This window comes from Streptomyces poonensis (assembly GCF_014650915.1).
GTDB classification, from domain to species: domain Bacteria; phylum Actinomycetota; class Actinomycetes; order Streptomycetales; family Streptomycetaceae; genus Streptomyces; species Streptomyces poonensis.
Map to the genome: position 1 here is coordinate 165,682 of NZ_BMVW01000011.1, position 23,626 is coordinate 189,307.

The following is a 23,626-nucleotide window of genomic DNA, read 5'->3' on the forward strand; positions in this document are numbered from 1 at the left end:
GTGACACAGGGTGAAGACCGAGATCTATCGCGACGCGTGGGGAATCCCCCACCTGCGCGCCGGGGACGCCCGCCGGCTCGCCCGCGCCCAGGGGTTCGTGACCGCCCTCGACCGCGCCTGGCAGCTGGAGGTGGAGCGCCACCGCTCCCAGGGCACCTCGGCGTCCTTCCTGGGCGCCGGCACCGGGGCCGTGGCCTGGGACGTCTTCGCGCGACGGGCCCGTATCGACGACACCGCGCGACGCTGCTTCACCGCCCTGGAGAGACGCGACCCGGAGACCGCCGACTGGGTGCGGTCGTACGTCGAGGGCGTCAACGAGGGGCTCGCCGAAGGGGCGCGACGCGCCCCCGAGTTCGCAGCCACCGGGCTCGCCCCCGGGCACTGGGAGCCCTGGCACCCGCTCGGCGTGTGGCTCGGCACGCACATCCTGTTCGCCGGGTTCCCCGCCAAGCTCTGGCGCGAGGAGGTCGTACGGCACCTGGGCGCGGGTGCCGTCGGGCTGTTCGCCACCGACGGGCCGGGCACGTCCGGCAGCAACGGCTGGCTCGTCGGCGGGACGCGCACCGCCTCCGGGCAGGCGATCGTCGCGGGCGACCCCCACCGCTTCATCGAGGACCCCGGCGTCTACCAGCAGATACGGCTCACCTGCCCCGAGTTCGACGTCGTCGGCCTCGCCGTCCCCGGCATGCCCGGCATCGCGCACTTCGGGCACACGGGGACGGTCGCGTGGGCGATCACCAACGCCATGGCCGACTACCAGGACCTGTACCGGGAACGGCTGCGGCGCACGGACACGGGCGGCGTCGAGGCCCTGGACCCGGACGGGGAGTGGAGGCCCGCCGTGCGGCACACGGAGACCGTGGAGGCCGCGGGCGACGGCGAGCCGGTGCACGTGGAGATCATCGAGACCGCGCGCGGCCCCGTCGTCATCGGCGGGCCCGACGGCGGCGAGGTGGAACCCGTGAGCCTCCGCTGCCCGCCCCGCGTCACCGAGGACCTCGGCCTCGGCGCGCTGCTGCCGCTGCTGCGGGCCCGCCGGGCCGCCGACGTGGACCGGGCGTTCGACCAGTGGACGGAACCGGTCAACGTGGTCCAGGCCGCCGACACCGAGGGCGGACTGCTGCACCGCGTGGCGGGCCGCGTTCCCGTCCGGCACGAGGACAACCGCCTCCGGATCGTCCCCGCCTGGGAACCCGGCCACGAGTGGCGGGGCTGGCACGCGATGCCCCGCGGTCCCGTCGACGGCGGCATCGCGGTCATGGCCAACCAGCGCGGCCCGGCGACCCCCCTCGGCATCGAGTTCGCCCCGCCGCACCGCGCCGACCGCATCCGCGAACTGCTCCACGACCGGCCCGGCCCCGTCTGGACGGCCGGCGACATGCCCGCTCTCCACATGGACACCCATCTCGCCTCCGCCGGCCCCCTGCTGGACGCGCTGGCCCTCCTCGACGGCCTGAGCCCGGCGGCGGGCGCGCTGCGCGACCGGCTCCTGCGCTGGGACCGCCGGATGGCGGCCGACAGCACCGAGGCGGCGGCGTACGCGGCGGTCCGGAGCGCGGTCGTCCGGCGCCTGGCCGCCCAGCCGGCCTTCGCCGCGCTGGCCGCTCCGCCGGCTTACCCGGAGGTCTTCCTCCCCTGGCTGTCGCTCACCGTCCGCGTCGGCTACGCCCTCGAACACCTCCTCACCGCGAAGGAGCTGTACGGCATCGACCGCGACGCGATCGTGCGCGAGGCGGTCGAGGAACTGGCCGCGGCCGGAACCGAGTTCGGCCCGTGGGGTGACACGCACCGCCTCGCCGCCTGGCGTGCGCTCGACGGCACGGAGTACGCCCCCGAAGCTTCCGACGCTCCCGCCGAGGAGCCGCCGGGCCTGTCGGGCGACCACGACTGCGTGCTGTGCACCTCGGCCGTACCCGGCGTCACCGATCTGAGTGCGCGCGGGCCGGCCGCCCGGTTCGTCTGGGACCTGGCCCGCCGGAAGGACAGCCTGTGGGTGGTGCCGTTCGGCGCCTCGGGCGTCCCGGGCTCCGCGCACCACCGCGACCAGCTCCCCCTGTGGCTGAAGGGGGACCTCGTCCCCGTCGTCACCGACTGGAACCTGCTGACCGAGGAGAAGCATGACCACGACCTCTGAATCCACCGAATCCACCGAACTCACGGAATCCACCGCACTCCCCGACCCGTACGCCGCCCGTGAGGCCGTCCACGAGCAGGTGGTCGACGGCTTCGGCACCGTCCGCTTCCTGCCGCTCGACCCGCGGACCGATACCGATGTGGTCCACCGCTGGGTGAGCGAGGAACGCGCCTCCTTCTGGGGCATGAACGGGCTGACCAAGGAGCAGGTCCAGGAGATCTACGCCCACATGGACACGCTCGACACCCACCACGCCCTGCTCGCGCTGCGGGACGGCGTACCCGTCGCGCTCTTCCAGACGTACGAGCCGGAGGCCGACCGGGTCAGCGAGTGCTACGACGTCCAGCCCGGCGACATCGGCGTGCACGTGCTGCTCGGGCCGCCCGGACAGGAGGGCGGCCGCCACGGCTGGTCGTCCGCGCTCCTGACCGCCTTCACGGCGTACGTCCTGCTGGGCCTCGACCGGCAGCGCATCGTCGTCGACCCGGACGAGCGCAACGAGAAGGCCATCGCCCGGCTCCTCCGGCAGGGCTTCGAGGCCGGCCCGCGCGTCGTGCTGCCCGAGATCGATCTGCCCGACGTGTACCTGCCCGAAAAGCGCGCCCAGCTCGCCTTCCTCACCAGGGAGCGGGCCTTCGCCCCGGTAACGTGCCCCGGATGACGGTGACTCCCGAAGACCTCGTCGCCCACTACGGGCTGGAGCCCATCCCCCGCGAAGGCGGCCGTTTCCGGCAGACCTGGGCCGGGCCCGAGCGTCCCGACGGCCGTCCGGAGGGCACCGCGATCGTCGCCCTCCTCACCGGTGAACCGGACGACTTCTCCGCGCTGCACCGGCTGCCCTCGGACGAGATCTGGCACTTCTACCTCGGCGACCCGCTGGAACTGCTGCTGCTGGCGCCCGACGGCTCGTCGCGCACGGCCGTGCTCGGGCCGGACGTCCTCGGCGGCCAGGTCGTGCAGTGCACCGTGCCCGCCGGGACGTGGATGGGCGCGCGGGTCGTCGCGGGCGGCGCGTGGACGCTGTTCGGCTGCACCATGGCGCCGGGGTTCACGTACGGCGGGTACGAGCACGGGGACGCGGCCGAGCTGACCGCGCGGTACCCGGCGGAGGCGGACCGGATCGCGGGGCTGTGCCGGTCGTGAGCGGCGGGGAAGCGGGGAAGGGACTGCTCGCCGGCCAGGTGGCGCTCGTCACGGGGGCCGGGGGCGGCATCGGGCGGGGGATCGCGCTGCGGTTCGCCGAGGAGGGCGCGGCGGTGGCGCTGCACCACCGCGCGCGGGGCGTGGACGACGTGGTCGCCCGCGTCCGCGCGTCGGGCGGGCGCGCGATCGCGCTGCGGGCCGACCTGCGGGACGAGGACGCGTGCTCCCGGCTGGTCCACGAGGCGGCCGAGTGGGGCGGCGGCCGGCTGACGGCGCTGGTCAACAACGCCGGGGTGCAGCCGACGCGGGCACTGCCCGGGATGACGCTCGCGCAGTGGCGGGAGGTCGTGGACACGAACCTGTCGTCCGTGTTCGCGTGCACGCAGGCGGCGGCCGAGGTGATGGGGGCGGGAAGTGGTGAGGGCGGTGGCGGGTCCGTCACGCACATCGCCTCCGTCGAGGCCGCGCACCCCGCTCCGCTGCACGCCCACTACTGCGCCGCCAAGGCCGCCGTCGTGATGCACGCCCGGTCGGCGGCGCTGGAGTACGGGCCGTACGGGATCCGTGTGAACACCGTCTCGCCCGGACTGATCGCACGGGAGGGCCTGGCGGAGGACTGGCCGGACGGGGTGCGCAGATGGCGGGAGGCGACGCCCACCGGCCGGCTGGGGCGCCCCCGGGACATCGGGGACGCCTGCGTGTTCCTCGCCTCGCCCATGGCGTCCTGGATCACGGGCCACGACCTGGTGGTGGACGGCGGGGTGTCCGCGCGTCCCACCTGGTGAAACCCCGCGCACCGTCGTGAACGGCGCGGACTCCTCGCCCGTACCTGTCCCAGAGCCAGGAACGGGGCCAGGAACGGGTACGGATCCGGAGACGCGACGTGGGCCGACCGAGGGACGAGGGGCGCGATGGCGGACGACGAGGAGCACGAGGAGCACGAGGACTCCGGCGCCTGGTGCTGCTGGGCGCCGTACTGGTCCTCATCCTCCTCGGCGCCCCGGGACCGGCGTCCGCGCACGCCGCGCTGAAGCACAGCGACCCCCGGGACGGCACCGTCCTGAAGGCCGCGCCCCGGCACGTCACCCTCACCTTCACCGAGTCGGTGAGCCTCCTCGACGACTCCCTGCGTGTCGTCGACCCGGGCAACCGGCCCGTGCGCACGGGGCAGGCGGGCCGCGCGGACGGCCGCTCCGACACGGTGCGCGCGACCCTGCCCGCCGATCTCCCGAAGGGGACGTACACGATCGCCTGGCGGGTCGTCTCCGCGGACAGCCATCCCATCGCGGGCGCCGTGCTCTTCTCGGTGGGCGAGCCCTCGGCCACCGTCGCGTCGCCGGCCGCCCCCACCGAGGACCCGGCCACCGCCACGCTCCACCACCTGGCCCGCTATGTCGCGTACGGCGGTCTGACGCTCCTCATCGGGGTGTCCGTCTTCACGGCGGTGACCGGCGGATCCACCGTGCCGCTCCGCGGGCTGCTCCCGGCCGGCTGGTGGGCGCTGACCGGCGCCACGGCGGCCCTGCTCCTGCTGCGAGGACCGTACGAGCGGGGCACGGGTCCCGCGGGCGCCCTGGACCCGTCGGCACTGGCGGACACGGTGACGAGCAGGCCGGGCGTCGCGCTGCTGGCCCGGCTGGGGCTCCTGGCGGGGCTCTACTTCTTCGTACGGCGGACGACGGTCGTCACACGCCCCGCAGTGGTGGTCGGCGGTGTCGCCTCGTCCGTCGGCCTGGCCCTCACCTGGGCCGCCGCCGAGCACGCCTCCGCCGGTATCCAGGTCCCCGTGGCCATGACCTCGTCCGTGCTGCACCTGCTCGCCGTGGCGGTCTGGCTGGGCGGCCTCACGGCCCTGCTCACCGTGCTGTACCGCGCCCCCGAGGAGCTCACGGTCACCGGGGTCGCCCGCTTCTCCCGGCTCGCCTTCGGCGCGGTGACCGTGCTGGTGGTCACCGGTGTCTACCAGTCGTGGCGGGGCCTCGGCTCCTGGGACGCGCTCACGTCGACGGCCTACGGCAGGCTGCTGCTCGCCAAGCTCGGCGCGGTGCTGCTGCTCCTGGTGGCCGCGGGGCTCTCCCGGCGGTGGACGGCGCGGTGGCTGAGGGCGGAGGAGGGCGCGGACGGCCGCCACCGGGGTGGCCTCCGCCGTTCCGTCCTCGGCGAGTTCACGATCGCCGTGGCGGTCCTCGTCGTCACCACGGTGCTCACCGGCACCCTGCCCGGCCGGGCGGAGACCGAGTCGGCCGCGGCCGCCCCGGCGTCCGGGGCCGCGGTCGCCGGCGCACCGACCGCCTCCAGCAGCGTCGTCCCCTTCGACGTCGGCACACCGGACGGGCGCGGCAAGGTCCAGGTCGGCCTCACGCCCGGCCGTGTCGGCACGAACTCCGTGCAGGCCGTGGTCTTCGGCCCCGACGGAGGCATCTCGGCCGTGCCGGAGGTACGTCTCACCTTCACCCTGCGCGCCCAGGACGTGGGCCCGATCGACGCCGGACTGGAGAACAAGGGCGGTTACTGGGGAACGGAGGATCTCCGCCTCCCACTGCCCGGCACCTGGACCATGAAGATCACCGTGCGGACGACGGAGGTCGACCAGGTGACGGTGGAGAAGGACGTACGGGTCGGCTAGTCGGCCAGGGGGAGGCCGGTGCCGGTTCCGATTCGGGTGCCGGTTCCGGTGCCGGTTCCGGGCTGAGCAAGCGCCGCATGGTCTCGGCGGCCCGTACGGCGGCGTCCCCGCAGCAGTTGTTGAAGAGCACGTGCAACTCGTCGGCCCGCTCGGCCGTGCGCCGCAACCGCGGCACCCACGCCCCCAGCTCGGCCGGGGAGTAGTCGTACCGGAACCGGTCCTCCTTGCTCCCGGTCCCCCAGGCGGCGCTCCGGCCGTGGAACCGTACGACGGCGAGGGCGGGGCGGGTGACGGGCACGAGCGGCGGGAGGGAGCCGGGCAGGCCCTGGGCCATGTCCACGCCCACAGCGCTCGCGCCGAGGGAGGCGAGCAACGCGCGCGTGGAGTCGTCCCGTTCGGCGGCCCACCATCCGGGGTGCCGGAACTCCACCGAGATCGGCCACCCGGAGGTACGCCCGGCGCACTCCCGCAGTGTCCCCTCCGCGCGCGGGCCGGGTGCGAACCACGGCGGGAACTGGAACAGCACGGCTCCGAGCCGCCCGGCCGCCCGGAGCGGTGCCACGGCGCCGGCGAACCGCTCCCACACCTCGTCCAGCAGCCGTTCCGGCCCGCGCCCGCGCCGTACGGAGGCGAGGTCCTGCTCGCCGAGCCGCGACCGCAGATCGGCGGGCAGCGCCTCCGCGCGCGTGGGATGCCCCGTCAGCAGGGAGAACGCCTTCACGTCGAACCGGAACCCCTCGGGCGTCCGCTCCACCCACAGCAGGCTGTTGCGGCGGCTGGGCAACGCGTAGTACGACGCGTCCACTTCGACGACGGGGAAGCGGGAGGCGTAGTGCCGCAGCCGCCCCTCGGCGTCCCGCCGCCCGCGCGGGTACCAGCCGCTGCCGACCAGTTCACGGTCCGTCCACGAGCACGCCCCGACCCGGATGTCTGCTCCCATGGGGGCCGGTTACCCCGGGGGACGGCACTCTGTCGTGCGGTCCCCCGGAGCCGGCCGCGGGCCCTACTCCGCGAAGTCCGCAGCCGTGGGCCGGCGCGAGGCGGCCATCGCCTCGTCCACGCCGGTCAGCGGACGCAACCGGTAGCTGTACGCGTAGTCGCGGTTCGCGAACAGCTTGAACTCGTCGTGCGTGTGGGCGCCCCAGCTGTTGTCGCCGCCCACGCCCATCTGCCGGTGGTTCACGCGCAGGACGACCGCCTCGCGCGGGGTGAGCTGGTAGTCGTGCCGCACCCCGGCCGACAGGTCCTCCGGGGTGAAGTGCGAGGCGTTGACCTCCAGCAGCGGCGCGTCGGAGAGCGGGTCACCGGAGACGAGCAGGCCCGTGCCGTCCCGTCCGGTCAGCGCGATCCAGCGCACGTCGGTCTTGTTGCCGTTCTCCTGCGGGCGGATGTACGGGGTCCACTGCCCGGAGACGGTCCCGGAGTACACCCCCACGTCGGTACCCGTGTTGCGGTCCCAGTGGTTCTCCTCGGGGCCGCGCCCGTACCAGCGCAGCCGGTCGAGGCGGCCCGGCAGGAAGAGCAGGGTGCCGACCTCGGGGATGTACGGCAGGCTCGCGGCGCCCGGCCGCAGGGTGCTGTCGACCTTGATCTCCCCGTTGCCGAACACCGTGTACGTGGTGGTGTACGAGGAGGTCACGGTGGTCGGCAGCGTGCCGCTGACCTCGATCTCGACGGCCCGGTCGCGCAGGGCGCGCACACGCACGCCGGTCACCTCGCGGCGGGCGCCCGCGTCGCGCCAGGTCTGGTTGCGGGTGTGCTGGCCGTTGCCGCGGTCGTTGTCGGTCGGGGCGCGCCAGAAGTTCGGCACGGGCCCGTTGTCGATCAGCCGGGCGCCCCGGGCCTCGTACGACGTGATGACGCCGGTGCCCTTGTCGACGGTGACGGAGAATCCCCTGCCCCGGACGGTGACGGCCGCGTCCCCGTCCTCGTACCGCAGCGCCGGGACGTCCGCCAGAGGTACGGGCGTCACGGCGGGGCTGCCCGCGTCCACGGCGAGCTGCTGCCGGGCCACCTCGAAGCCGGCCTTCGCCCACGGGGTGGACTCCTTGGTGGTGAACGACAGCACCAGGAAGTACTCGGCGCCCGGCGCCGGCTCGTCCGGCAGCCGGAACGGCACGGTGATCTCCTTGCCGGACAGCGGCTCCACGTCCAGCTGCGCGAGGGTCAGCTTTCCGCGCCGCACCACCTCGCCGTCGGCGACGAGCGACCAGCGCCCGTCGAACTCGCGCAGGTTGGTGAAAAGGTGTTCGTTGGTGAGGGTGACCGCGCGGGCCGCGGGAGTGAGGGAGCCGGAGCCGGCGGCCGGTGCCGCGTGGACGGCCTGGTAGACCTGCTTGACCTCGGCCGCCTTGCCGGTGTGGCCACGGTCGGCGAGGACGATGCCGTCCGCGACGAAGGCCCCGTCGTTCGGGTTGTCGCCCCAGTCGCCGCCGTACGCGAAGAAGGTGCGCTCGCGGGGCCGCTCCCTGCTGACCTCGACGGTGGCCGCGTCGAACCAGAACCGCACGCCCTCGTCACCGGGACCGCGGCTGTCGGCGGCTCCGGCGGCCAGCTCGGCGGTGGTCAGGGCACGCGCGTACACGCGGGCCCGCCGTATCGTCCCGCTGAACTCCCGGGTCGGGTTGTCGACGTCGGTGGCGAGCGAGAGCGGCGCGGTGTTGACGTCCGGCCGCCGGGCGGCGGACCGGGTCGCCCGTACCTGGCCGTCGACGTGGAGGGTGAGCGTGCGCGCGTCCGCGTCGTAGACGCCCGCGATGTGATGCTCGCGCCCGGTCCAGTCGTCCGGCAGCGCCCAGCTCGCGGTGATCCACTGCCCACCGCCGTACAGGAAGAACTCGAGCCTGCCGTCGGTCTGCTTCAGTGCGTACTGGGTGTCCCCCTTGGCGAGGATCGGCTGGTGGAATCCGGTCACGTGCGGGGTGACCCATGCCTCCAGCGTCAGCGAGCCGGTGAGGTCGAGGCGCGCGTCGCGGGCGAAGACGGTGCCGCCGGAGACACCCTTCTCCCGGTCGAAGGAGCCGCTCGCGTTGACGATCTCGCCGCGCAGCCCGCCGGGCCCCGTCTCGGTGAACAGGGTGCGCGCCGGGGTGGGCCAGGTCAGCGACTGGTCGACGAAGTCCCAGATCCAGCCGCCCTGGAGCACGTCGTACCGGCGCACGACGTCCCAGTACTTCTTGAAGTTCCCGGTCGAGTTCCCCATCGCGTGCGCGTACTCGATCATGACGTACGGCCGGGTGTCGCCCGTGTCCTTCGCCCGGGCCTCCACGCGCGCGGGGCTCTCGTACATCCTCGAGCGGATGTCGCTGATCTCCGGCCGGTCGTCACCCTCGTACTGGATGACGCGGGTCGGGTCGTACGAGCGGATCCAGTCCCGCATGGCGACGAACGTGCTGCCGGTGCCGGCCTCGTTGCCGAGCGACCAGATGACGACCGAGGCGTGGTTCTTGTCGCGGTGGACCATGTTCCGCGCGCGGGCGACGCAGGCCGCGCTCCACTCGGGGTGGTCGCCCGGGTACTCGTCCCGTACGCCGTGCGTCTCCAGGTTGGTCTCGTCGACGATGTACAGGCCGTACTCGTCGGCGAGCTCCAGCCAGAGCGGGTTGTCGGGGTAGTGCGAGGTGCGGACGCTGTTGATGTTCAGCCGCTTGATGATCTCGATGTCCTGGACCATGTCCGCGCGCGTGAGCGCGGTGCCCCGGTCGGGGTGCATCTCGTGCCGGTTGGTGCCGCGGAAGGAGACGGGCTGCCCATTGATGCGCATCAGCCCGTCCTTGAGAGCGAACTCCCGCAGCCCGACCCGGTGCGACAGGGTCTCGATCACCTTTCCCGCCGGGTCGCGCAACCGCAGCACGGCGGTGTACAGGTACGGGTCCTCGGCCGACCACAGCCGGGGCGCGGGCACGGCCCTGGCGGCCCGTACGGTCACGTCCTCCCCGGCGTCCGCGGCACCGAGATCGACGTCCTGCCGCAGCGGCCGCGACCAGACGGCATGCCCGCGCGCGTCGTAGAGCTGGGTCTCGACGGCGTACCGCCCCCGCCCCTCCCCTCCGTAGGCGCGCACGCTCGCGGTGACGGACAGCTCGGCGGCCCGGTACCCGTCCCCGAGCGGGGTGTCCAGCTTGAAGTCGCGCAGGTGGACGGAGGGCGTGGAGTACAGGTACACGGACCGGAAGATCCCGCTCAGCCGGATCATGTCCTGGTCCTCGAGCCAGTCCCCGTCGGAGTACCGGTACACCTCGACCGCGATCTGGTTGGTCCCGGCCTTCAGATACGGGGTGATGTCGTACTCGGCGGGGGTGTAGGAGTCCTCGTGGTACCCCGCCAACTTCCCGTTGATCCACACATAATGGGCGGACTTCACCCCTTCGAAGTGCAGGAACGTCCGCCGCCCCGCCCACCCCTCCGGCACGGTGAAGGTCCGTCTGTACTGCCCCACGGGGTTGTACCGGGTCGGCGCGGCCGGCGGCTGCGCGTCCTCCCCGAGCCCGTTGGGACCCCACCACGGGTACGTGATGTTGACGTAGATCGGGAAGTCGTAGCCGTGCAGCTGCCAGGCGGAGGGCACGGGAACGGTGTCCCAGGACGAGTCGTCGACGTCCGTCCGGTAGAAGTCCCGGTCACGGTCGTCGGGACGGTCCGCGTACGCGAACTTCCACTTCCCGTCGAGGCTGATCCGGTAGGGCGAGTGCGTCCGGTCACCGGCCAGCGCCTGCTCGACGCTCCCGTACGGCATGAGGGTGGTGTGAGGCGGTTCGGTCCCCACCTGGAAGACGCCGAAGCCGTCGTTCCACTCGGGGGTGGCCGCATCGGCCGTGCCCGCTGCTCCGGGTCGCCCGGCCGCGTACGCCGCGAGGGGCGAGGCGGACAGGGAGAGGGCGCCGAGGAGGGCGGCCCCGCCCTCCAGAAGGCGGCGGCGGCTGACGGGCGGCCGACTGACGGGCGGCCGGGTGGCGGGAGACCCGGCGGGGCGGGACGTCGGGGCGGACGTGGGAGACACCTGGGAGTCGTGCGGGTGCGACATGACCTCGGCCTTCCTCGGCTGTTCACGCGGTCGACGACGTACGGAACTCAACAGCCCAAAGGCACCCCTCCACTGTCACTGTCCGAACCGCCAGATGCACAGGGGGCACGAAGGTCACAGGGATCCCATGGAAGTCACCGGAATCACCCGCCTCCGAAGCAGCCTCACCCTAGAACCCGAACACAACACGAGCAATAACGCCGTCGGACTTTGTGTGTTCCTGATGAATGACCCCGTGGCAGTCGCTGCATCGGCCCCTGACCGAAGCGGGCACAGGATGTCGGGTCCGGCAGGGTGGGCCCTCCCTAGCGTGGTGATCGTCGAAGGAGGGAGAGCCCGGTGCTGGAGCGGCTGAACCAGGCCATGGAGCACATCGAGCAGCACCTGGACGGGACGGTCGAGGTGGCCGAGCTCGCGCGGATCGCGGTGACGTCGGAGTACCACTTCCGGCGGCTGTTCTCCGCACTCGCGGGCATGCCGCTGTCCGAGTACGTCCGGCGCCGTCGGCTGACCGTCGCCGGCGCCGAGGTGCTCGACGGCCGGCGGACGCTGCTGGAGATCGCCGTGCGCCACGGCTACGGCTCGGGGGAGGCGTTCGCGCGCGCGTTCCGCGCCATGCACGGCGTCGGCCCGGGCGAGGCCCGGCGCGACGGAGCGGCGCTGCGCTCCCAGCCCCGGATGTCCTTCCGCCTCATCGTCGAAGGGAGTACGGACATGCGATACCGGATCGCGGAGAAGCAGGAGTTCCGGGTGGTGGGCAGGAAGGCGCGCGTCCCCCTCGTCCACGAGGGCATGAACCCGGCGATCGTCGACTTCGTACGGAGTCTCGGCCAGGACACCCTGCGCCGGATCGAAGCCCTCTCGGACCAGGAGCCGCGCGGCTTCGTCAACGTCAGCGTCAATCTCGACGAGAGCCGCGCGGAGGGCACCGAGCTGGACTACTTCCACGGGGTGGTGACCGGGGCCGACGTCCCCGAGGACATGGACGCCGTCACGGCCCCCGCGGGCACGTGGGCGGTCTTCGAGACCTCGGGCCGCTTCCCGGAGACCATCCAGTACCTGTGGCGGGACGTGTTCACCCAGTGGTTCCCGTCCAACCCGTACCGCAGCAGGCCGGGCCCGGAGATCCTCCAGGCCCGGGTCTCCGCCGACGGCACGGAGGCGGAGGCGGAGCTGTGGATCCCCGTGCAGCGGACCTCGGACTGAGCGCCGCGGTCCGCGCCGGGCGGCGGGACGGAACACGACGGGGGCCCCGACCGGCGAACGGGCGGGGCCCCCGGCCCGCTCTGCGACGGGAGGATCCGGGAGGTCAGTAGTCCCAGCCGGAGCAGTCGTCGTCGTTGTCCTTGACCCACTCGCACGTCCGCAGCTTGAAGATCTTGCTGCCGCCGCCGCTGGTCGCGGTGGTGCCGGCGCCGCTCTTGTTCCACAGGTGGCGCTGGGTGGTGTTGCTCGCGGCGCGGTAGTAGTCCGCGTGCGCGGAGTTGGAGGTGTACGTCTTGACCGAGACGAACTTGTCGCTCTGCTGGGTCCAGGCGTACGCCTCGTGGTCCGGCGAGTACTTCGACAGGGCCTGGGCGGCGGGCGAGGCGGCGGCCAGCGCGACGGCGGCCAGCACGGCCGCGGCCGATGTCCTGAGTCTGGGCATGTCTTCTCCTGTTCCGGCGTTTTCGGGCAGGCCGAAGTGCCGAGACGTGTCGGTTGGTTGATGAGAGAGGCCGGACGGTCCCGGCCGGTGATGCGGGAACGACCGTGTTCCCACGACCCCGTGACGGGCCGCGCGGCTATTCGCCGTACGGCCGCCAGCGGGTGGCTTGTGCGATGGCCGAGCGTGCTCCCCAGGCCCAGGCGACCAGGGACAGGGCGGCCAGCCCCGCCGCCGTGCCCCACAGGAGCGAGCCGGAGAGGGAGATGCCCTGGTCCGGGTTCTCCTGGGGGGAGGCCAGCCAGACGGCGGCCACACAGCCCGCGGCGACCGCGGCCAGCAGAGGTGCGAGCAGGCTCCACGCCGCGCTGGTCCAGAAGACCCGGCGCCGTCCGGTCAGCACACTGAGCGGGGCGACCGAGCGGCTCAGCCGCAGGAACTCGGCGAGGTTGGCCAGGGCCGCGGCGAGGGCGATCAGCAGCACGCCCGGCACACCGAGGAAGACGACCCAGCGGCCGTGCGCCGCCGACAGATTGGCCCCGAGCAGCCAGGTCTCGCCGAACGTGCCCACCTGCGCCGAACCGATGGGCAGTTCGGTCCGCACCGTCTGCTGGATCGCGGCCTGGTCCAGGCCCGACCGGCCCGGGGCGAGGAGGAGCAGCGACTCGGGAGCGGTCCGCTCGGTCAGCCGGGCGGGCAGCGGATCGGCCTGCCGCACCGTGAATCCGGCGTCCGCGGGGCCGACCGTGACCCAGCCCAGCACCGTGTTGAGCGTGGTGTCGCCCACGGGGCCGGAGACCTTGTGCGTCCCGGTGCCGCAGCGCAGTGACAGCGTCTTCAGCGAGGCGCAGGACCCCTGGAGACGGGTGGTGGGCAGTTCGCCCTTCTCCGGGTCGCCGTCCTGGTAGACGGCGAGCGTCCGGGTGCCGGCCGGGAGTTTCCCGAGGGCGCTGTCCAGCTGCTCGCGGGTGAGCCGGTCCTGCTTGAGATCCATGACCAGGACACGGGTGCCGACGGTGCGCAGTGTCGCGGCGGCGGCCTGGGCGGTGGCACCGTACTGGGTGTTCTTCAGCTGGAGCTGGCTGATCAGTACCAGGGCGATACAGACCCCCGCCACCAGCCGCGCGGTGACCGCCGGATGCGCGGCGGTGTGCCGGCCGGCCACCAGCGCGCCCGCGCTGCCGTTGCGGCGCACGGAGCGGGCGAGCGCCGACCCCGCGGCCGCCGCGCCGACGGCGACCGCGCAGGGCAGAGTGACCATCACCAGGGCCACACCCGTGAGATAGAGAGTGGAGCGCAGCTGGGAGTGCCGGGTCACGTCGAGCAGCCCGGGCACCCAGACCGTGGCGAACACCAGCAGGGGGCAGGCCATGGCCCCCCAGCGCACCATCTGCTCCCGGCGCGCGGTGAGCCGTACGGAGCGGGCCTTGGCGCGGCTCGCGGCCCGGTGCAGCAGACACACCAGGAGCAGCACCGCTCCCGCGGCCGCGGCCGCCGACGCCGCGAGGCCGGGCCACCAGTGGGCCAGGTCGTCCGAGGAGAGCCGGTAGCCGATCCAGGGCAGTGTGACGTCCCCGGTCAGCGCGACGGCGGCCGCGGGCAGCGTGCCGAGCAGCGCACCCGCCAGTACGGGCGCCGCCGACTCACCGAGGTTGAGCCACAGGCGCTGCGGCCAGCCGCCGCCGAGTGCGCTGATGAGTGCGGTGCGGCGGTCCCGCGCGGCCGAGCCCATCCGGGCCGCGACCACGGTGAGGACCAGTGCGGGGACCAGGAGTAGATACAGCGCGGTCTGCAGGCGCTGGCGCGGCGCGACGAAGATCCAGTCCCCGGAGGAGCCGGGTGACCGGCTGCCGAAGCCGACGACCTCGTACGTCTTGTCCGCGTCGTACTGCCGGTCGGTCGGGTTGACGTAGGCGTACCGCTCCCCGGGACCGGCCAGCCCGGCCCCGGCGATGGTGCCGACGACGGTGCCGTACCGACGTGGCTCACCCGCCTCCGTGAGCGCCGTACGCAGCGCCGGTGAGAGAAATGCCTGCCCGGGCTCCGGCCAGCTGCTCAGGCCGGGCGGGAGCGGAGAGTCGGGCGACTCGGGCCTGATGTAGACGACGCTGTACTGGCGTCCGCCGAGGGTGTCGAAGCCGTCGACGGCGTGCGCGACGGTGGTACGGCCGGGGAACTCGTCCTTCAGCTGCAGGGCGCGCTCGGCCGACCGCTCCTCCATCCCGTCATAACTGGCGTACACGGCGACCTCGGCCGTCCCCGCGAAGGCGAGTGCGGCGGCGGCGAGCAGGAGCGCGGTACGGCGGACCCGTCCGCCCTCCGCCCTGCGCCCCGCGGCCCGCCCGATGCGCAGCAGCTGCACGAGCAGCGAGGAACGCCTCACCCGGTCACCCCCGGCTCGTCCCCCACGGTGACGAGCCGTCCGCCGCGCAGGTCCAGGCGGCGGTCGGCACGGGCCGCCACCGTGAGGTCGTGCGTCACCACGACGAGCCCGCACCCCCAGCGTCCGGGCACGGAGAACAGCAGGTCGGCGACGCTGTCGCGGGTCCGCTCGTCGAGCGCGCCGGTCGGCTCGTCGGCGAGCAGCAGCTTCGGCTCGTTGACGAGCGCCCTGGCGACCGCCGTGCGCTGCCGCTCGCCGCCGGACAGATGCGCGGTCGGGGTCTGCCCGTGGGGCACCCTGAGCTCGTCGAGCAGTTCCCCGGCCCGCCGGTACGCCTCGTCCGCGCCGACCCCGGCGAGCAGCGCGGCGAGCGCCACGTTCTCGGCCGGAGTCAGCTCGGGAAGCAGCTCGCCGAACTGGAACACCACACCGATGTTCCGGCTGCGGTGCCGCTCGAGCGTCCGTCCGCGCATCCGCGTCAGATCGGCCCCGGCCACCTCGATGCCGCCGGCGTCAGGCCGCACCAGCCCGAGTACGCAGCCGAGCAGTGTGCTCTTGCCGCTGCCGCTGGGTCCCGTGACGGCCACGGACTCCCCGGCTGCCACGTCGAGGCCGACTCCCTGGAGCAGCACCCGGTCCCCGATGCTGTGGGTCAGTCCCCGGACGCTGAGTACGGACACGTCCCGAGACGGCCCGTGGTGTCCCCGTTCCACTGTGTTCCCTGGTCTGCTGGTCGTGCGGACAGTGCTGGTCAGCCGGTCACTCGGTGTCCCAGCCGGAGCAGATGTCGTCGTTGTCCTTGACCCACTCGCACACCCGCATCTTGAACAGGGCACTGCCCGAGCCGCTCGTGACGGTGGTGTTCACGCCGCTCTTGTTCCACAGGTGGCGCTGGGTGCCCGAGCTGGCCTTGCGGTAGTAGTCGGCGTGCGAGTATCCGGACTTCTGCTGCCACACGGACACCAGAGTGTTGGACTTGGTCGTGTAGGCGAACGCCTTGTCGTTCGGCGAGAACTTCGTCAGCTGGGCGGCAGCCGGAGACGCACCGGCCAGAGCCAGGCCGGCAATTGTGAGCATGACAAAGCTGGTCTTCTTCACGAGAACCCCCGAAGAGTCGAGCCTCCCGTCCTGGGAGGCGAACCGGGCTGGTCGGGCCCGGGATGTGAATGATCAACTCCTTGTAAGGGATATGTCAATGGCATATGCACGCGATGTGATCACTCACAGGTATGTCCCAGATCGGGCGACTGCGCCACGACCGCGACCACGACCGCGACCCCGACCACGGAACGACGAAGGCCCCGACCGGCGAACCGGTCGGGGCCTTCGACTGCCCTGGTGGGCTGAGGCGGAGGATACGAAATTCGAACTCGTGAACCCGTGAACTCGTGAGGGGTTGCCCCCAACACGCTTCCCAACTGTGCTGGAGGGCTGGCGGGCTGTGTACGGGAGGTTCACCTGGATTCACGGGCGGTTGACCCGCGAACGGGAGCGGCCTCGTGGTCTCGGCTGAACGTCAGCTGACGGTGGTGAATGAGACGGGAACTGAGACGAGGCGGCCGAGCCGCGAACCCCGAGGCGTTGTCGGTCCCTCATGCCATCATCCCGGCGTGCTGAAGATCCCCGGATACATGGACGGCCCTCTGGTACAGGGCACTGCCTACCTCGACGATCCGTTGTTCTGGCCCGTCCACCTAGGCACAGGCTTGCGCGGGGAGGACGCGCAGCGGTCTGCGTTCGGTGCCGACTGGGACGCGGCCATGGAGCTGTACCGCAGGCTGTCCGCCGAGAGCGAGTGGCCGGTGTTCAGCGTGCCTCTGTCATCCGGGCTCACCATCCATGTCGTCTACCGCAACATCGAGGGCGAGCATGGGGTGGACTACCTGATACATCACCCGGCATGGTCCACGGCGGAAGTACTTGCCGTGGATGACGGTCACTTCATGGGACCTGGCATGGCCTGGCCGGAGTTGCTGTCTGCTGCTCGACAGCCGGCAACAGGGGGCGTTGCCGACCCCGACGCCCGTCTCTTGCTGCTCTTCCCGACACTGGGCGACGCGCTACTTCCCGACGACGCGACTACTGCCCTCACCACCGCGCTTACCGCCCTCACCGTGATCGAGGAGCCCGCCGAGGTGGCGAGCATGCTCCTGGACAATCAAGGTCAGTGGACTTCTGCTCACTGGTGGCTCGCAGGCGGCGTCTGCATCAACGACGGCGGGCACTCTTATCGAAACCCGGGCAACACCTTCGCTCTGCCCGCCGGCCGCCTCCTGGAGATCAGTAACGCACTGAACGGTGGCGAGGCGACAGGTCAACAGACGTTCGGCTGAGCTCTGGGCCAGGGAAGCTTGGGTACTCCAGGGTCGATTGCTTGCCTGACCTGGGGCGGAGCGGCCTCGAACTGTAGCCGGCCTCTGTCTTGGTCCCCGGTGTTCCCCGTGGTTCCCCGCCCGATCTGGCACAGGTCTGGCACGGCTCCCTCGATGCGAACTACGGGCGGGATGGTCGCTGAGGTCTGCTGGGCTGGCCGCTTGACTCCTGCGGGGCATTGAAGGCCGACTACGGCCACCGCGGTCGCTGTACTCCGCTGCTGTACAGCATGGCCGCTGACCACCGCCTTCGACGCCGTTTCTCGTGGAGCGCGAATGACGTTCATAGTGTGATCACGCCTGGTGGGTCCATCTCTCTGGGAGGGCCAATATCCTGTGGCCGTACTTGATGGGGTGAGGGCTGATCGTGGTGGAGATGACGGTCCGGCGGCGTCGGACGGCTGCGCTGAGTCTGGTAGGGGCAGCGGGGGCCCTTGCGGTGGCCGAGCTGGTGGGCTCGTGGTCCAGTCGGTCTGGTGGATTGCTCGTGGTGGCGCAGGTCTTCCATCACCCCATGCTCTTCGGGGCGTTGGCGTTGACGGCTTTGGCAGCTGCTGCCCTCATCGGTGTACGAAGCCTCGCCGTCCGAACCCTGTCAGTGACAGCGGCCCTCCTGGTCACGCTCCTCGCGGTACCGGTCTTTCTTTTCGGCAGTTCCGAGCATCAGATGACGATGAACGAAGCTGCGCCCAATCGCTCCGATCGGCATCTTGTGGTGGTGGAAGGGGCAGCGCTGATCGACCCCCTGTGGTGGGTCTACATCGACGAAGGATCCGGTCTGACCAAGCGACGCTGGGAGGTCGGCTACTTCAACGGTGACGCCTCAAGCAACGCCCTGGTCGAGGCTTCGTGGATGGAGCCCGACCGGATACGCCTGGTCACCGGAGAGGGAGAGGACTCGCAGATGCATCTCGTCGATCTCTCTCCTGAAAGCGGTAGGCCTTTGCGCACGCTTTCGATGGGTTAGAACACGCTTCCCCTCCTGGCGCGAAGGCGATGGCGTCTCGAGCCGACCCGGGTCATACGCTCGGCCCGTTCGACTGCGCCTTCGTAGTCGCTGTCGTCGTACCAGTCTCCATTGGTCATGGCGCCCCCACTTCGACTGCACCTATGCGCTTCGGGCTTGATGGGAGCTCCCCCGCGCTCGCCACATTCGGCCGGCACTCGCGAACGGCGCCCCCCGTGACGCACGTCACACTGCTGCGACCGTGCTCCTGCTTCTCGGCGTCCCGGATGTCGTGGTCGACGCGATCATGGGTTGGGAGCCTGGGGGAGCGGAGCGTATGCGGGCCAGGTACATGCATGAGACCGGACCAGTGTCGAAAGAACCATGGACAAGCGGTCAGACCCTGTCGAGATCATCGCGCGGGTGGGTGGCGTGACGCCCTACTCGGATCACGAGCGGGCTTTCGGTACGTGGGTGTGTCTCGCCTCGAAGGCCGGGTGGCAGGTGGCAGAAGCTGGCGACTTCACCGCCGACAGTGACCGGGGAGAAATCGGCGCGGTGGACGTCGAGGGTGTTCGGTACGTGATCCGTCTCGGCCCACGAGTGCGGCGGCTGCTCTACGAGGTCGTGGATGGGCACATGGTGAAGCGAGACGTCCTCGCGGCCGCGGCCTGGGCGGAGCCGGTCGTCACCAAGGAAAGTGCCCCTGGTCGGTACTCCGCAGAAGCCGACTGAGACGGAAACTGAGACGGACAACGTCGAAGGGCCCCACCGCGAACGGTGGGGCCCTTCGACATCGTGCCCGGTGAGGCACTGGCGGAGGATACGAGATTCGAACTCGTGAGGGGTTGCCCCCAACACGCTTTCCAAGCGTGCGCCCTAGGCCTCTAGGCGAATCCTCCGCCGGAAACATTACATGACGTCGGAGGGTGCTTGCGAACTCGTTCGGGGCTCGGCGGAGCGGTCGGCGGATCGGGTACGCTGGGGGCAGCCCCTCACGCGGTGCTATCTGACTGAACTCCCCCAGGGCCGGAAGGCAGCAAGGGTAGGTCGGCTCTGGCAGGTGCGTGAGGGGTCTTGTCGTGTGTGGCCCTGGACACGCCCCGCGCGTGCCGTGCGTGGTCCTGTGTGTGCCGTACGTGGCGTGCGTGCCGTCGTGCCCGCGTGGGTGCGGGGGACCGTCATGATCCTTCGATCCGGGGCGGGTCCGCGGCCGGTCGCGGGCGGGCCCGGTTGTCAGTGGGCGCCTATAACCTCGTATGTGTGTCGTCTCTCGCGCTGTACCGCCGCTATCGCCCGGAGTCGTTCGCCGAGGTCATCGGGCAGGAGCATGTCACTGACCCGCTGCAGCAGGCGCTGCGGAACAACCGGGTCAATCACGCGTACCTGTTCAGTGGTCCGCGCGGTTGCGGCAAGACGACCAGCGCGCGCATCCTCGCCCGCTGTCTGAACTGCGAGCAGGGTCCGACGCCCACGCCGTGCGGCGAGTGCCAGTCGTGCCGGGACCTGGCGCGCAACGGGCCGGGTTCGATCGACGTCATCGAGATCGACGCCGCTTCGCACGGTGGCGTGGACGACGCCCGTGAACTGCGCGAGAAGGCCTTCTTCGGGCCGGCGAGCAGCCGCTACAAGATCTACATCATCGACGAGGCCCACATGGTCACGTCGGCGGGCTTCAACGCGCTGCTGAAGGTGGTCGAGGAGCCGCCGGAGCATCTCAAGTTCATCTTCGCGACGACCGAGCCCGAGAAGGTCATCGGGACCATCCGGTCGCGTACGCACCACTATCCGTTCCGGCTGGTGCCGCCCGGGACGCTGCGCGACTACCTCGCCGAGGTGTGCGGGCGGGAGAAGATCCCCGTCGACGAGGGCGTGCTTCCGCTCGTCGTACGGGCGGGGGCCGGATCCGTGCGTGACTCGATGTCCGTCATGGACCAGCTGCTGGCGGGAGCGTCGGACGACGGTGTGACGTATGCCATGGCCACGTCGCTGCTGGGATACACGGACGGTTCGCTGCTCGACTCCGTCGTCGAGGCGTTCGCCGCGGGCGACGGAGCGGCCGCCTTCGAGGTCGTCGACCGGGTCATCGAGGGGGGCAACGACCCGCGGCGGTTCGTCGCCGATCTGCTGGAGCGGCTGCGGGACCTGGTGATCCTGGCCGCCGTGCCCGACGCCGTGGAGAAGGGACTCATCGACGCGCCCGCCGACGTGATCGAGCGCATGCAGGCACAGGCGGGCGTCTTCGGCGCCGCCGAGCTGAGCCGCGCCGCCGATCTCGTCAACGAAGGCCTGACGGAGATGCGAGGCGCCAATTCGCCCCGTCTCCAGCTCGAGCTGATCTGCGCACGCGTCCTGCTGCCCGCCGCGTACGGCGACGAGCGGTCCGTCATGGCCCGGCTGGACCGGCTGGAACGCGGGGTGAACTTCTCCGGCGGCGGAGCCGGACCCGCCATGGGGTACGTGCCGGGGCCCGAGGCGCACGGGTACGCGGGAGCGGCGGCCGGCGGGCCGGGCCCGGCCGCGGTCCCGCCCGGTGGCGGGGCCGCGGCGGCTCGCGCCGCGGTGCGGACCGCCGGAGGCGGTGCTGTCACAGGTGGGAGTCCGGGAGCGCCGGATGCTGCGGGTGCTGCGGGTGTTCCGGGTGCTCCGGACGGTCCGGGCGGTCCTGCGGCGGTGCCGGGGCAGCCGGCCGCTCCGGCCACTTCCGCTCCGGCTGCTTCCGTTGCGCCTGCCGCCGCTGCTGCCGCCCCGGAGGCGGCCTCCGCGCCCGCGCCCGCGCCCGCGGCTTCACCTGCTCCTGCTTCCGCGGCTCCCGCTCCGGGTGCGTGGCCGACGGCCGCCCCCGCGGGGGGTGGCCGACGCCCGGGCGGGTGGCCGACCGCGGCGCCCGCGGGCTCGGCGCCCGCAGCGTCCCCGGGCCCGTCCGGCCCGTCCGGCCCCCAAACGGCCGGATCGCGCGCGACGAGTGCCTCCGGGCTCGCCGCCGCCCCGCCCCCGTCTGCCTCCGGCCCGGCGGGCGGCGGGCTCGACCCCCGTGTGCTCTGGCCGAACGTCCTGGAGGCGGTGAAGAACCGCCGTCGGTTCACCTGGATCCTGCTCAGCCAGAACGCGCAGGTGGCCGGGTTCGACGGTACGACCCTCCAGATCGGCTTCGTCAACGCCGGAGCGCGGGACAACTTCGCGAGCAGCGGCAGCGAGGACGTTCTGCGGCAGGCGCTGGCCGAGCAGTTCAACGTGCACTGGAAGATCGAGGCGATCGTCGACGCGTCGGGTGGCTCGGCCCCGCCGCAGGGCGGTTCGTCCGGCCCGGGGGGAGCCGCGGGCGCGGGAGGCTACGGCGGCTTCGGCGGTGGCGGTGGTGCCGGTGCTGCCGGCGGTGGCGGAGGGTACGGCGGGGCTCCGGCCGCGGCGTCCCGGTCCACCGCGTCCCAGCCGTCTGCTCCCGCGCAGCGTCCCGCCTCCCCGGCGGGCTCGGGAACGGCTCCGGGCCAGGGGCCGGCTCCCGCTGCCGCCGCTCCGGTGCCCACACCGCCCGTGGCGGCTCCGGAACCTCCGCCGGTCTCGCCCGAGGACGACATCCCCGAGGACGACGACCCCGACCTCGACGAGTCCGCCCTCTCCGGGCACGAACTGATCGTGCGCGAGCTGGGGGCGACGGTGGTGGAGGAGCTCACCAACGAGTAGTTCCGACGGCGGTTCCGGCAGCCCTGTCGGAGGATCCGACGAATCCGTCCTCGTCTCCCTTTAGGCAGCCCCCACAAAGTCGTCGCTCCCCGCCCGTTAGGCTGGCCCCGTGAAGGTCCTCGTCATCGGTAGCGGCGCCCGCGAACACGCCCTGTGCCGTTCCCTGTCCCTCGACCCCGCCGTCACCGCCCTGCACTGTGCCCCCGGCAACGCGGGCATCGGGGAGGTCGCCGAGCTGCACCAGGTCGACGCCCTCGACGGCAAGGCCGTGGCCGCCCTGGCCACCGACCTCGGCGCCGAACTGGTCGTCGTGGGCCCGGAGGCCCCGCTCGTCGCCGGTGTCGCCGACGCCGTGCGTGAGGCCGGCATCCCCTGCTTCGGCCCCTCCGGGGAGGCCGCCCAGCTGGAGGGTTCCAAGGCCTTCGCCAAGGACGTGATGGCCGAGGCCGGTGTGCCGACCGCGCGGTCGTACGTCTGTACGACGCCCGCCGAGGTCGACGAGGCGCTCGACGCCTTCGGTGCCCCGTACGTCGTCAAGGACGACGGGCTCGCCGCCGGCAAGGGCGTCGTCGTCACCGGCGACCTCGACCAGGCGAAGGCGCACGCGAACGCCTGCGACCGCGTCGTCATCGAGGAGTTCCTCGACGGTCCCGAGGTCTCGCTCTTCGCGATCACCGACGGCGAGACCGTTCTCCCGCTCCAGCCCGCCCAGGACTTCAAGCGCGCCCTGGACGGCGACGAAGGCCCGAACACCGGCGGCATGGGCGCGTACTCCCCGCTTCCCTGGGCCGAGCCCAAGCTGGTCGACGAGGTGCTGCAGACCGTGCTGCAGCCGACCGTCGACGAGATGCGGCGCCGTGGCACCCCGTTCTCCGGCCTGCTGTACGCCGGTCTGGCGATCACCAGCCGGGGAGTACGGGTCATCGAGTTCAACGCCCGGTTCGGCGACCCCGAGACGCAGGTCGTCCTCGCCCGGCTGAAGACCCCGCTGGCCGGGGTCCTGCTCGCCGCGGCCGACGGCACCCTCGCCGACCTGGAACCCCTCCGCTGGAGCGACGACGCGGCCGTCACCGTGGTCGTCGCCTCCCACAACTACCCCGGCACCCCGCGCACCGGCGACCCGATCACCGGCCTCGACGAGGTGGCCGCGGAGGACGCCCCGCATGCCTACGTCCTGCACGCCGGCACCGAGCGCGACGGCGACGCGGTGGTGAGCGCGGGCGGCCGGGTCCTGTCCGTGACGGCGACCGGTACCGATCTGTCGGAGGCCCGCGAGCGGGCGTACACGGCGGTCGGACGCATCCGGCTGGACGGCTCCCAGCACCGCACCGACATCGCGGCCAAGGCGGCGTCCGGCAGCGTCTGATCCGGAAGCGGGCCGGCAGCGTCTGCCCCGGCAACGTGTGACGCGGAGCGACCCGGAAGCGGGCCGCTCCGAACGTCGGCAGCCGTCGACAGTCATCGGCAGTCATCGAGCTCGCTTTTCGGACACTCTTCGGTCGTGTCACGCATGGCTCCGCCCCTGTCGCGGCCCCGCGCCGGAACCGCACCGAAACCGGAAGACGGCGCTGATCCACGCCCTTGACCTGGCGCTTCACCAGCTTCTCGCGGGCCCCGTATTCGTCATGGATCCGGGGCCCGATCCTTGCGCAATGTCATCCACCTCTCCC

The 23,626-nt window shown here is 72.1% G+C and carries 17 protein-coding genes, 1 tRNA gene, 1 other RNA gene and 1 pseudogene; 13 read left to right on the plus strand and 7 right to left on the minus strand.

All coding sequences use genetic code 11. The features are described from left to right. Window positions 1–10 precede the first annotated feature (10 nt). From IE242_RS24915 to IE242_RS24935, 5 genes are all read left to right on the plus strand, one after another. Window positions 11–2,134 carry a penicillin acylase family protein gene (locus tag IE242_RS24915; RefSeq protein WP_189862925.1) on the plus strand — a complete coding sequence of 708 codons (2,124 nt, stop codon included), beginning with the start codon at window positions 11–13 and terminating at the stop codon, window positions 2,132–2,134. Beyond that, entirely contained in the window at window positions 2,118–2,795 is a 678-nt protein-coding gene (locus IE242_RS24920; RefSeq protein WP_189862927.1) for a GNAT family N-acetyltransferase, read from the plus strand. The genes IE242_RS24915 and IE242_RS24920 overlap by 17 nt, the downstream gene beginning before the upstream one ends. Next, a complete protein-coding gene (locus tag IE242_RS24925; protein WP_189862929.1) occupies window positions 2,792–3,277 on the plus strand; it encodes a cupin domain-containing protein in 486 nt (161 codons plus the stop codon). The genes IE242_RS24920 and IE242_RS24925 overlap by 4 nt, the downstream gene beginning before the upstream one ends. Beyond that, window positions 3,274–4,062, plus strand: coding sequence for an SDR family NAD(P)-dependent oxidoreductase (locus IE242_RS24930; RefSeq protein WP_189862931.1), 789 nt, complete (start codon window positions 3,274–3,276; stop codon window positions 4,060–4,062). The genes IE242_RS24925 and IE242_RS24930 overlap by 4 nt, the downstream gene beginning before the upstream one ends. A gap of 173 nt (window positions 4,063–4,235) precedes the next feature. Continuing rightward, window positions 4,236–5,903 (plus strand): copper resistance CopC/CopD family protein, encoded by a 1,668-nt coding sequence (locus tag IE242_RS24935; RefSeq protein WP_189862933.1) that lies wholly within the window; start codon window positions 4,236–4,238, stop codon window positions 5,901–5,903. Here the strand turns inward: IE242_RS24935 and IE242_RS24940 are convergent. Together IE242_RS24940 and IE242_RS24945 are read right to left on the minus strand one after the other, a co-directional pair. Further along, window positions 5,842–6,843, minus strand: a complete 1,002-nt coding sequence (locus IE242_RS24940) for a DUF72 domain-containing protein (protein ID WP_189862935.1) — start codon at window positions 6,841–6,843, stop codon at window positions 5,842–5,844. The two genes, IE242_RS24935 and IE242_RS24940, sit on opposite strands and share 62 nt — an antisense overlap. 63 nt (window positions 6,844–6,906) lie before the next feature. Beyond that, complete coding sequence (locus IE242_RS24945; protein ID WP_189862937.1) at window positions 6,907–10,926, minus strand: glycoside hydrolase family 2 TIM barrel-domain containing protein; 4,020 nt, start codon at window positions 10,924–10,926, stop codon at window positions 6,907–6,909. A 339-nt stretch (window positions 10,927–11,265) separates the two neighbouring features. On the opposite strand from IE242_RS24945, the gene IE242_RS24950 reads away from it, so the two are divergent. After that, complete coding sequence (locus tag IE242_RS24950; RefSeq protein WP_189862939.1) at window positions 11,266–12,132, plus strand: AraC family transcriptional regulator; 867 nt, start codon at window positions 11,266–11,268, stop codon at window positions 12,130–12,132. Between the two features lie 103 nt (window positions 12,133–12,235). Here IE242_RS24950 and IE242_RS24955 read toward each other — a convergent pair whose 3' ends face one another. The 4 genes from IE242_RS24955 to IE242_RS24970 form a co-directional block, all read right to left on the minus strand. Beyond that, a complete protein-coding gene (locus IE242_RS24955; protein ID WP_189862941.1) occupies window positions 12,236–12,574 on the minus strand; it encodes a hypothetical protein in 339 nt (112 codons plus the stop codon). 136 nt (window positions 12,575–12,710) lie between these two features. Further along, a complete protein-coding gene (locus IE242_RS24960) occupies window positions 12,711–14,954 on the minus strand; it encodes a hypothetical protein (protein WP_189862943.1) in 2,244 nt (747 codons plus the stop codon). Beyond that, window positions 14,951–15,634, minus strand: coding sequence for an ABC transporter ATP-binding protein (locus IE242_RS24965; RefSeq protein ID WP_229859395.1), 684 nt, complete (start codon window positions 15,632–15,634; stop codon window positions 14,951–14,953). The genes IE242_RS24960 and IE242_RS24965 overlap by 4 nt, the downstream gene beginning before the upstream one ends. Before the next feature lie 79 nt (window positions 15,635–15,713). Beyond that, entirely contained in the window at window positions 15,714–16,031 is a 318-nt protein-coding gene (locus IE242_RS24970) for a hypothetical protein (protein WP_189862946.1), read from the minus strand. Window positions 16,032–16,564: 533 nt separating this feature from the next. Here IE242_RS24970 and IE242_RS24975 point away from each other — a divergent pair. The 4 genes and pseudogenes from IE242_RS24975 (at window position 16,565) to IE242_RS24985 (ending at window position 19,007) form a co-directional block, all read left to right on the plus strand. Continuing rightward, window positions 16,565–17,287: a hypothetical protein gene (locus tag IE242_RS24975; RefSeq protein WP_189862948.1), complete on the plus strand. Its 723-nt coding sequence runs from the start codon at window positions 16,565–16,567 to the stop codon at window positions 17,285–17,287. A 478-nt stretch (window positions 17,288–17,765) separates the two neighbouring features. Continuing rightward, on the plus strand, window positions 17,766–18,293 hold the full coding sequence (locus IE242_RS24980) for a hypothetical protein (protein WP_189862950.1): 528 nt from the start codon (window positions 17,766–17,768) through the stop codon (window positions 18,291–18,293). A 202-nt stretch (window positions 18,294–18,495) separates the two neighbouring features. After that, window positions 18,496–18,708: pseudogene (locus IE242_RS38895) on the plus strand (hypothetical protein); the annotation flags it as partial. Continuing rightward, a complete protein-coding gene (locus IE242_RS24985) occupies window positions 18,657–19,007 on the plus strand; it encodes a winged helix-turn-helix domain-containing protein (RefSeq protein WP_189862952.1) in 351 nt (116 codons plus the stop codon). The pseudogene IE242_RS38895 and the gene IE242_RS24985, both read left to right, overlap by 52 nt. Before the next feature lie 79 nt (window positions 19,008–19,086). Here IE242_RS24985 and IE242_RS24990 read toward each other — a convergent pair. Further along, window positions 19,087–19,174: transfer RNA gene (locus IE242_RS24990), tRNA-Ser, on the minus strand. Window positions 19,175–19,258: 84 nt separating this feature from the next. On the opposite strand from IE242_RS24990, the gene ffs reads away from it, so the two are divergent. The 3 genes from ffs to purD all read left to right on the plus strand — a co-directional run bounded on the left by ffs (window position 19,259) and on the right by purD (window position 23,322). Then, an RNA gene (gene ffs, locus IE242_RS24995) (signal recognition particle sRNA small type) lies at window positions 19,259–19,355 on the plus strand. 180 nt (window positions 19,356–19,535) lie between these two features. Then, the gene (locus IE242_RS25000) at window positions 19,536–21,956 is read left to right on the plus strand and encodes a DNA polymerase III subunit gamma and tau (RefSeq protein WP_189862954.1); all 2,421 of its coding nucleotides are present in this window, start codon (window positions 19,536–19,538) and stop codon (window positions 21,954–21,956) included. 109 nt (window positions 21,957–22,065) lie between these two features. Further along, window positions 22,066–23,322, plus strand: a complete 1,257-nt coding sequence (gene purD / locus IE242_RS25005) for a phosphoribosylamine--glycine ligase (protein WP_189862955.1) — start codon at window positions 22,066–22,068, stop codon at window positions 23,320–23,322. Window positions 23,323–23,626 lie beyond the last annotated feature (304 nt).

Coding starts and splice junctions, on each gene's coding strand:
- IE242_RS24955 (WP_189862941.1), bottom strand. CDS start 12,574: ATGCCCAGACTCAGGACATCGGCCGCGGCCGTGCTGGCCGCCGTCGCG.
- IE242_RS24940 (WP_189862935.1), bottom strand. CDS start 6,843: ATGGGAGCAGACATCCGGGTCGGGGCGTGCTCGTGGACGGACCGTGAA.
- IE242_RS24985 (WP_189862952.1), top strand. CDS start 18,657: ATGGACAAGCGGTCAGACCCTGTCGAGATCATCGCGCGGGTGGGTGGC.
- IE242_RS24925 (WP_189862929.1), top strand. CDS start 2,792: ATGACGGTGACTCCCGAAGACCTCGTCGCCCACTACGGGCTGGAGCCC.
- IE242_RS24945 (WP_189862937.1), bottom strand. CDS start 10,926: ATGTCGCACCCGCACGACTCCCAGGTGTCTCCCACGTCCGCCCCGACG.
- IE242_RS24970 (WP_189862946.1), bottom strand. CDS start 16,031: ATGCTCACAATTGCCGGCCTGGCTCTGGCCGGTGCGTCTCCGGCTGCC.
- IE242_RS24920 (WP_189862927.1), top strand. CDS start 2,118: ATGACCACGACCTCTGAATCCACCGAATCCACCGAACTCACGGAATCC.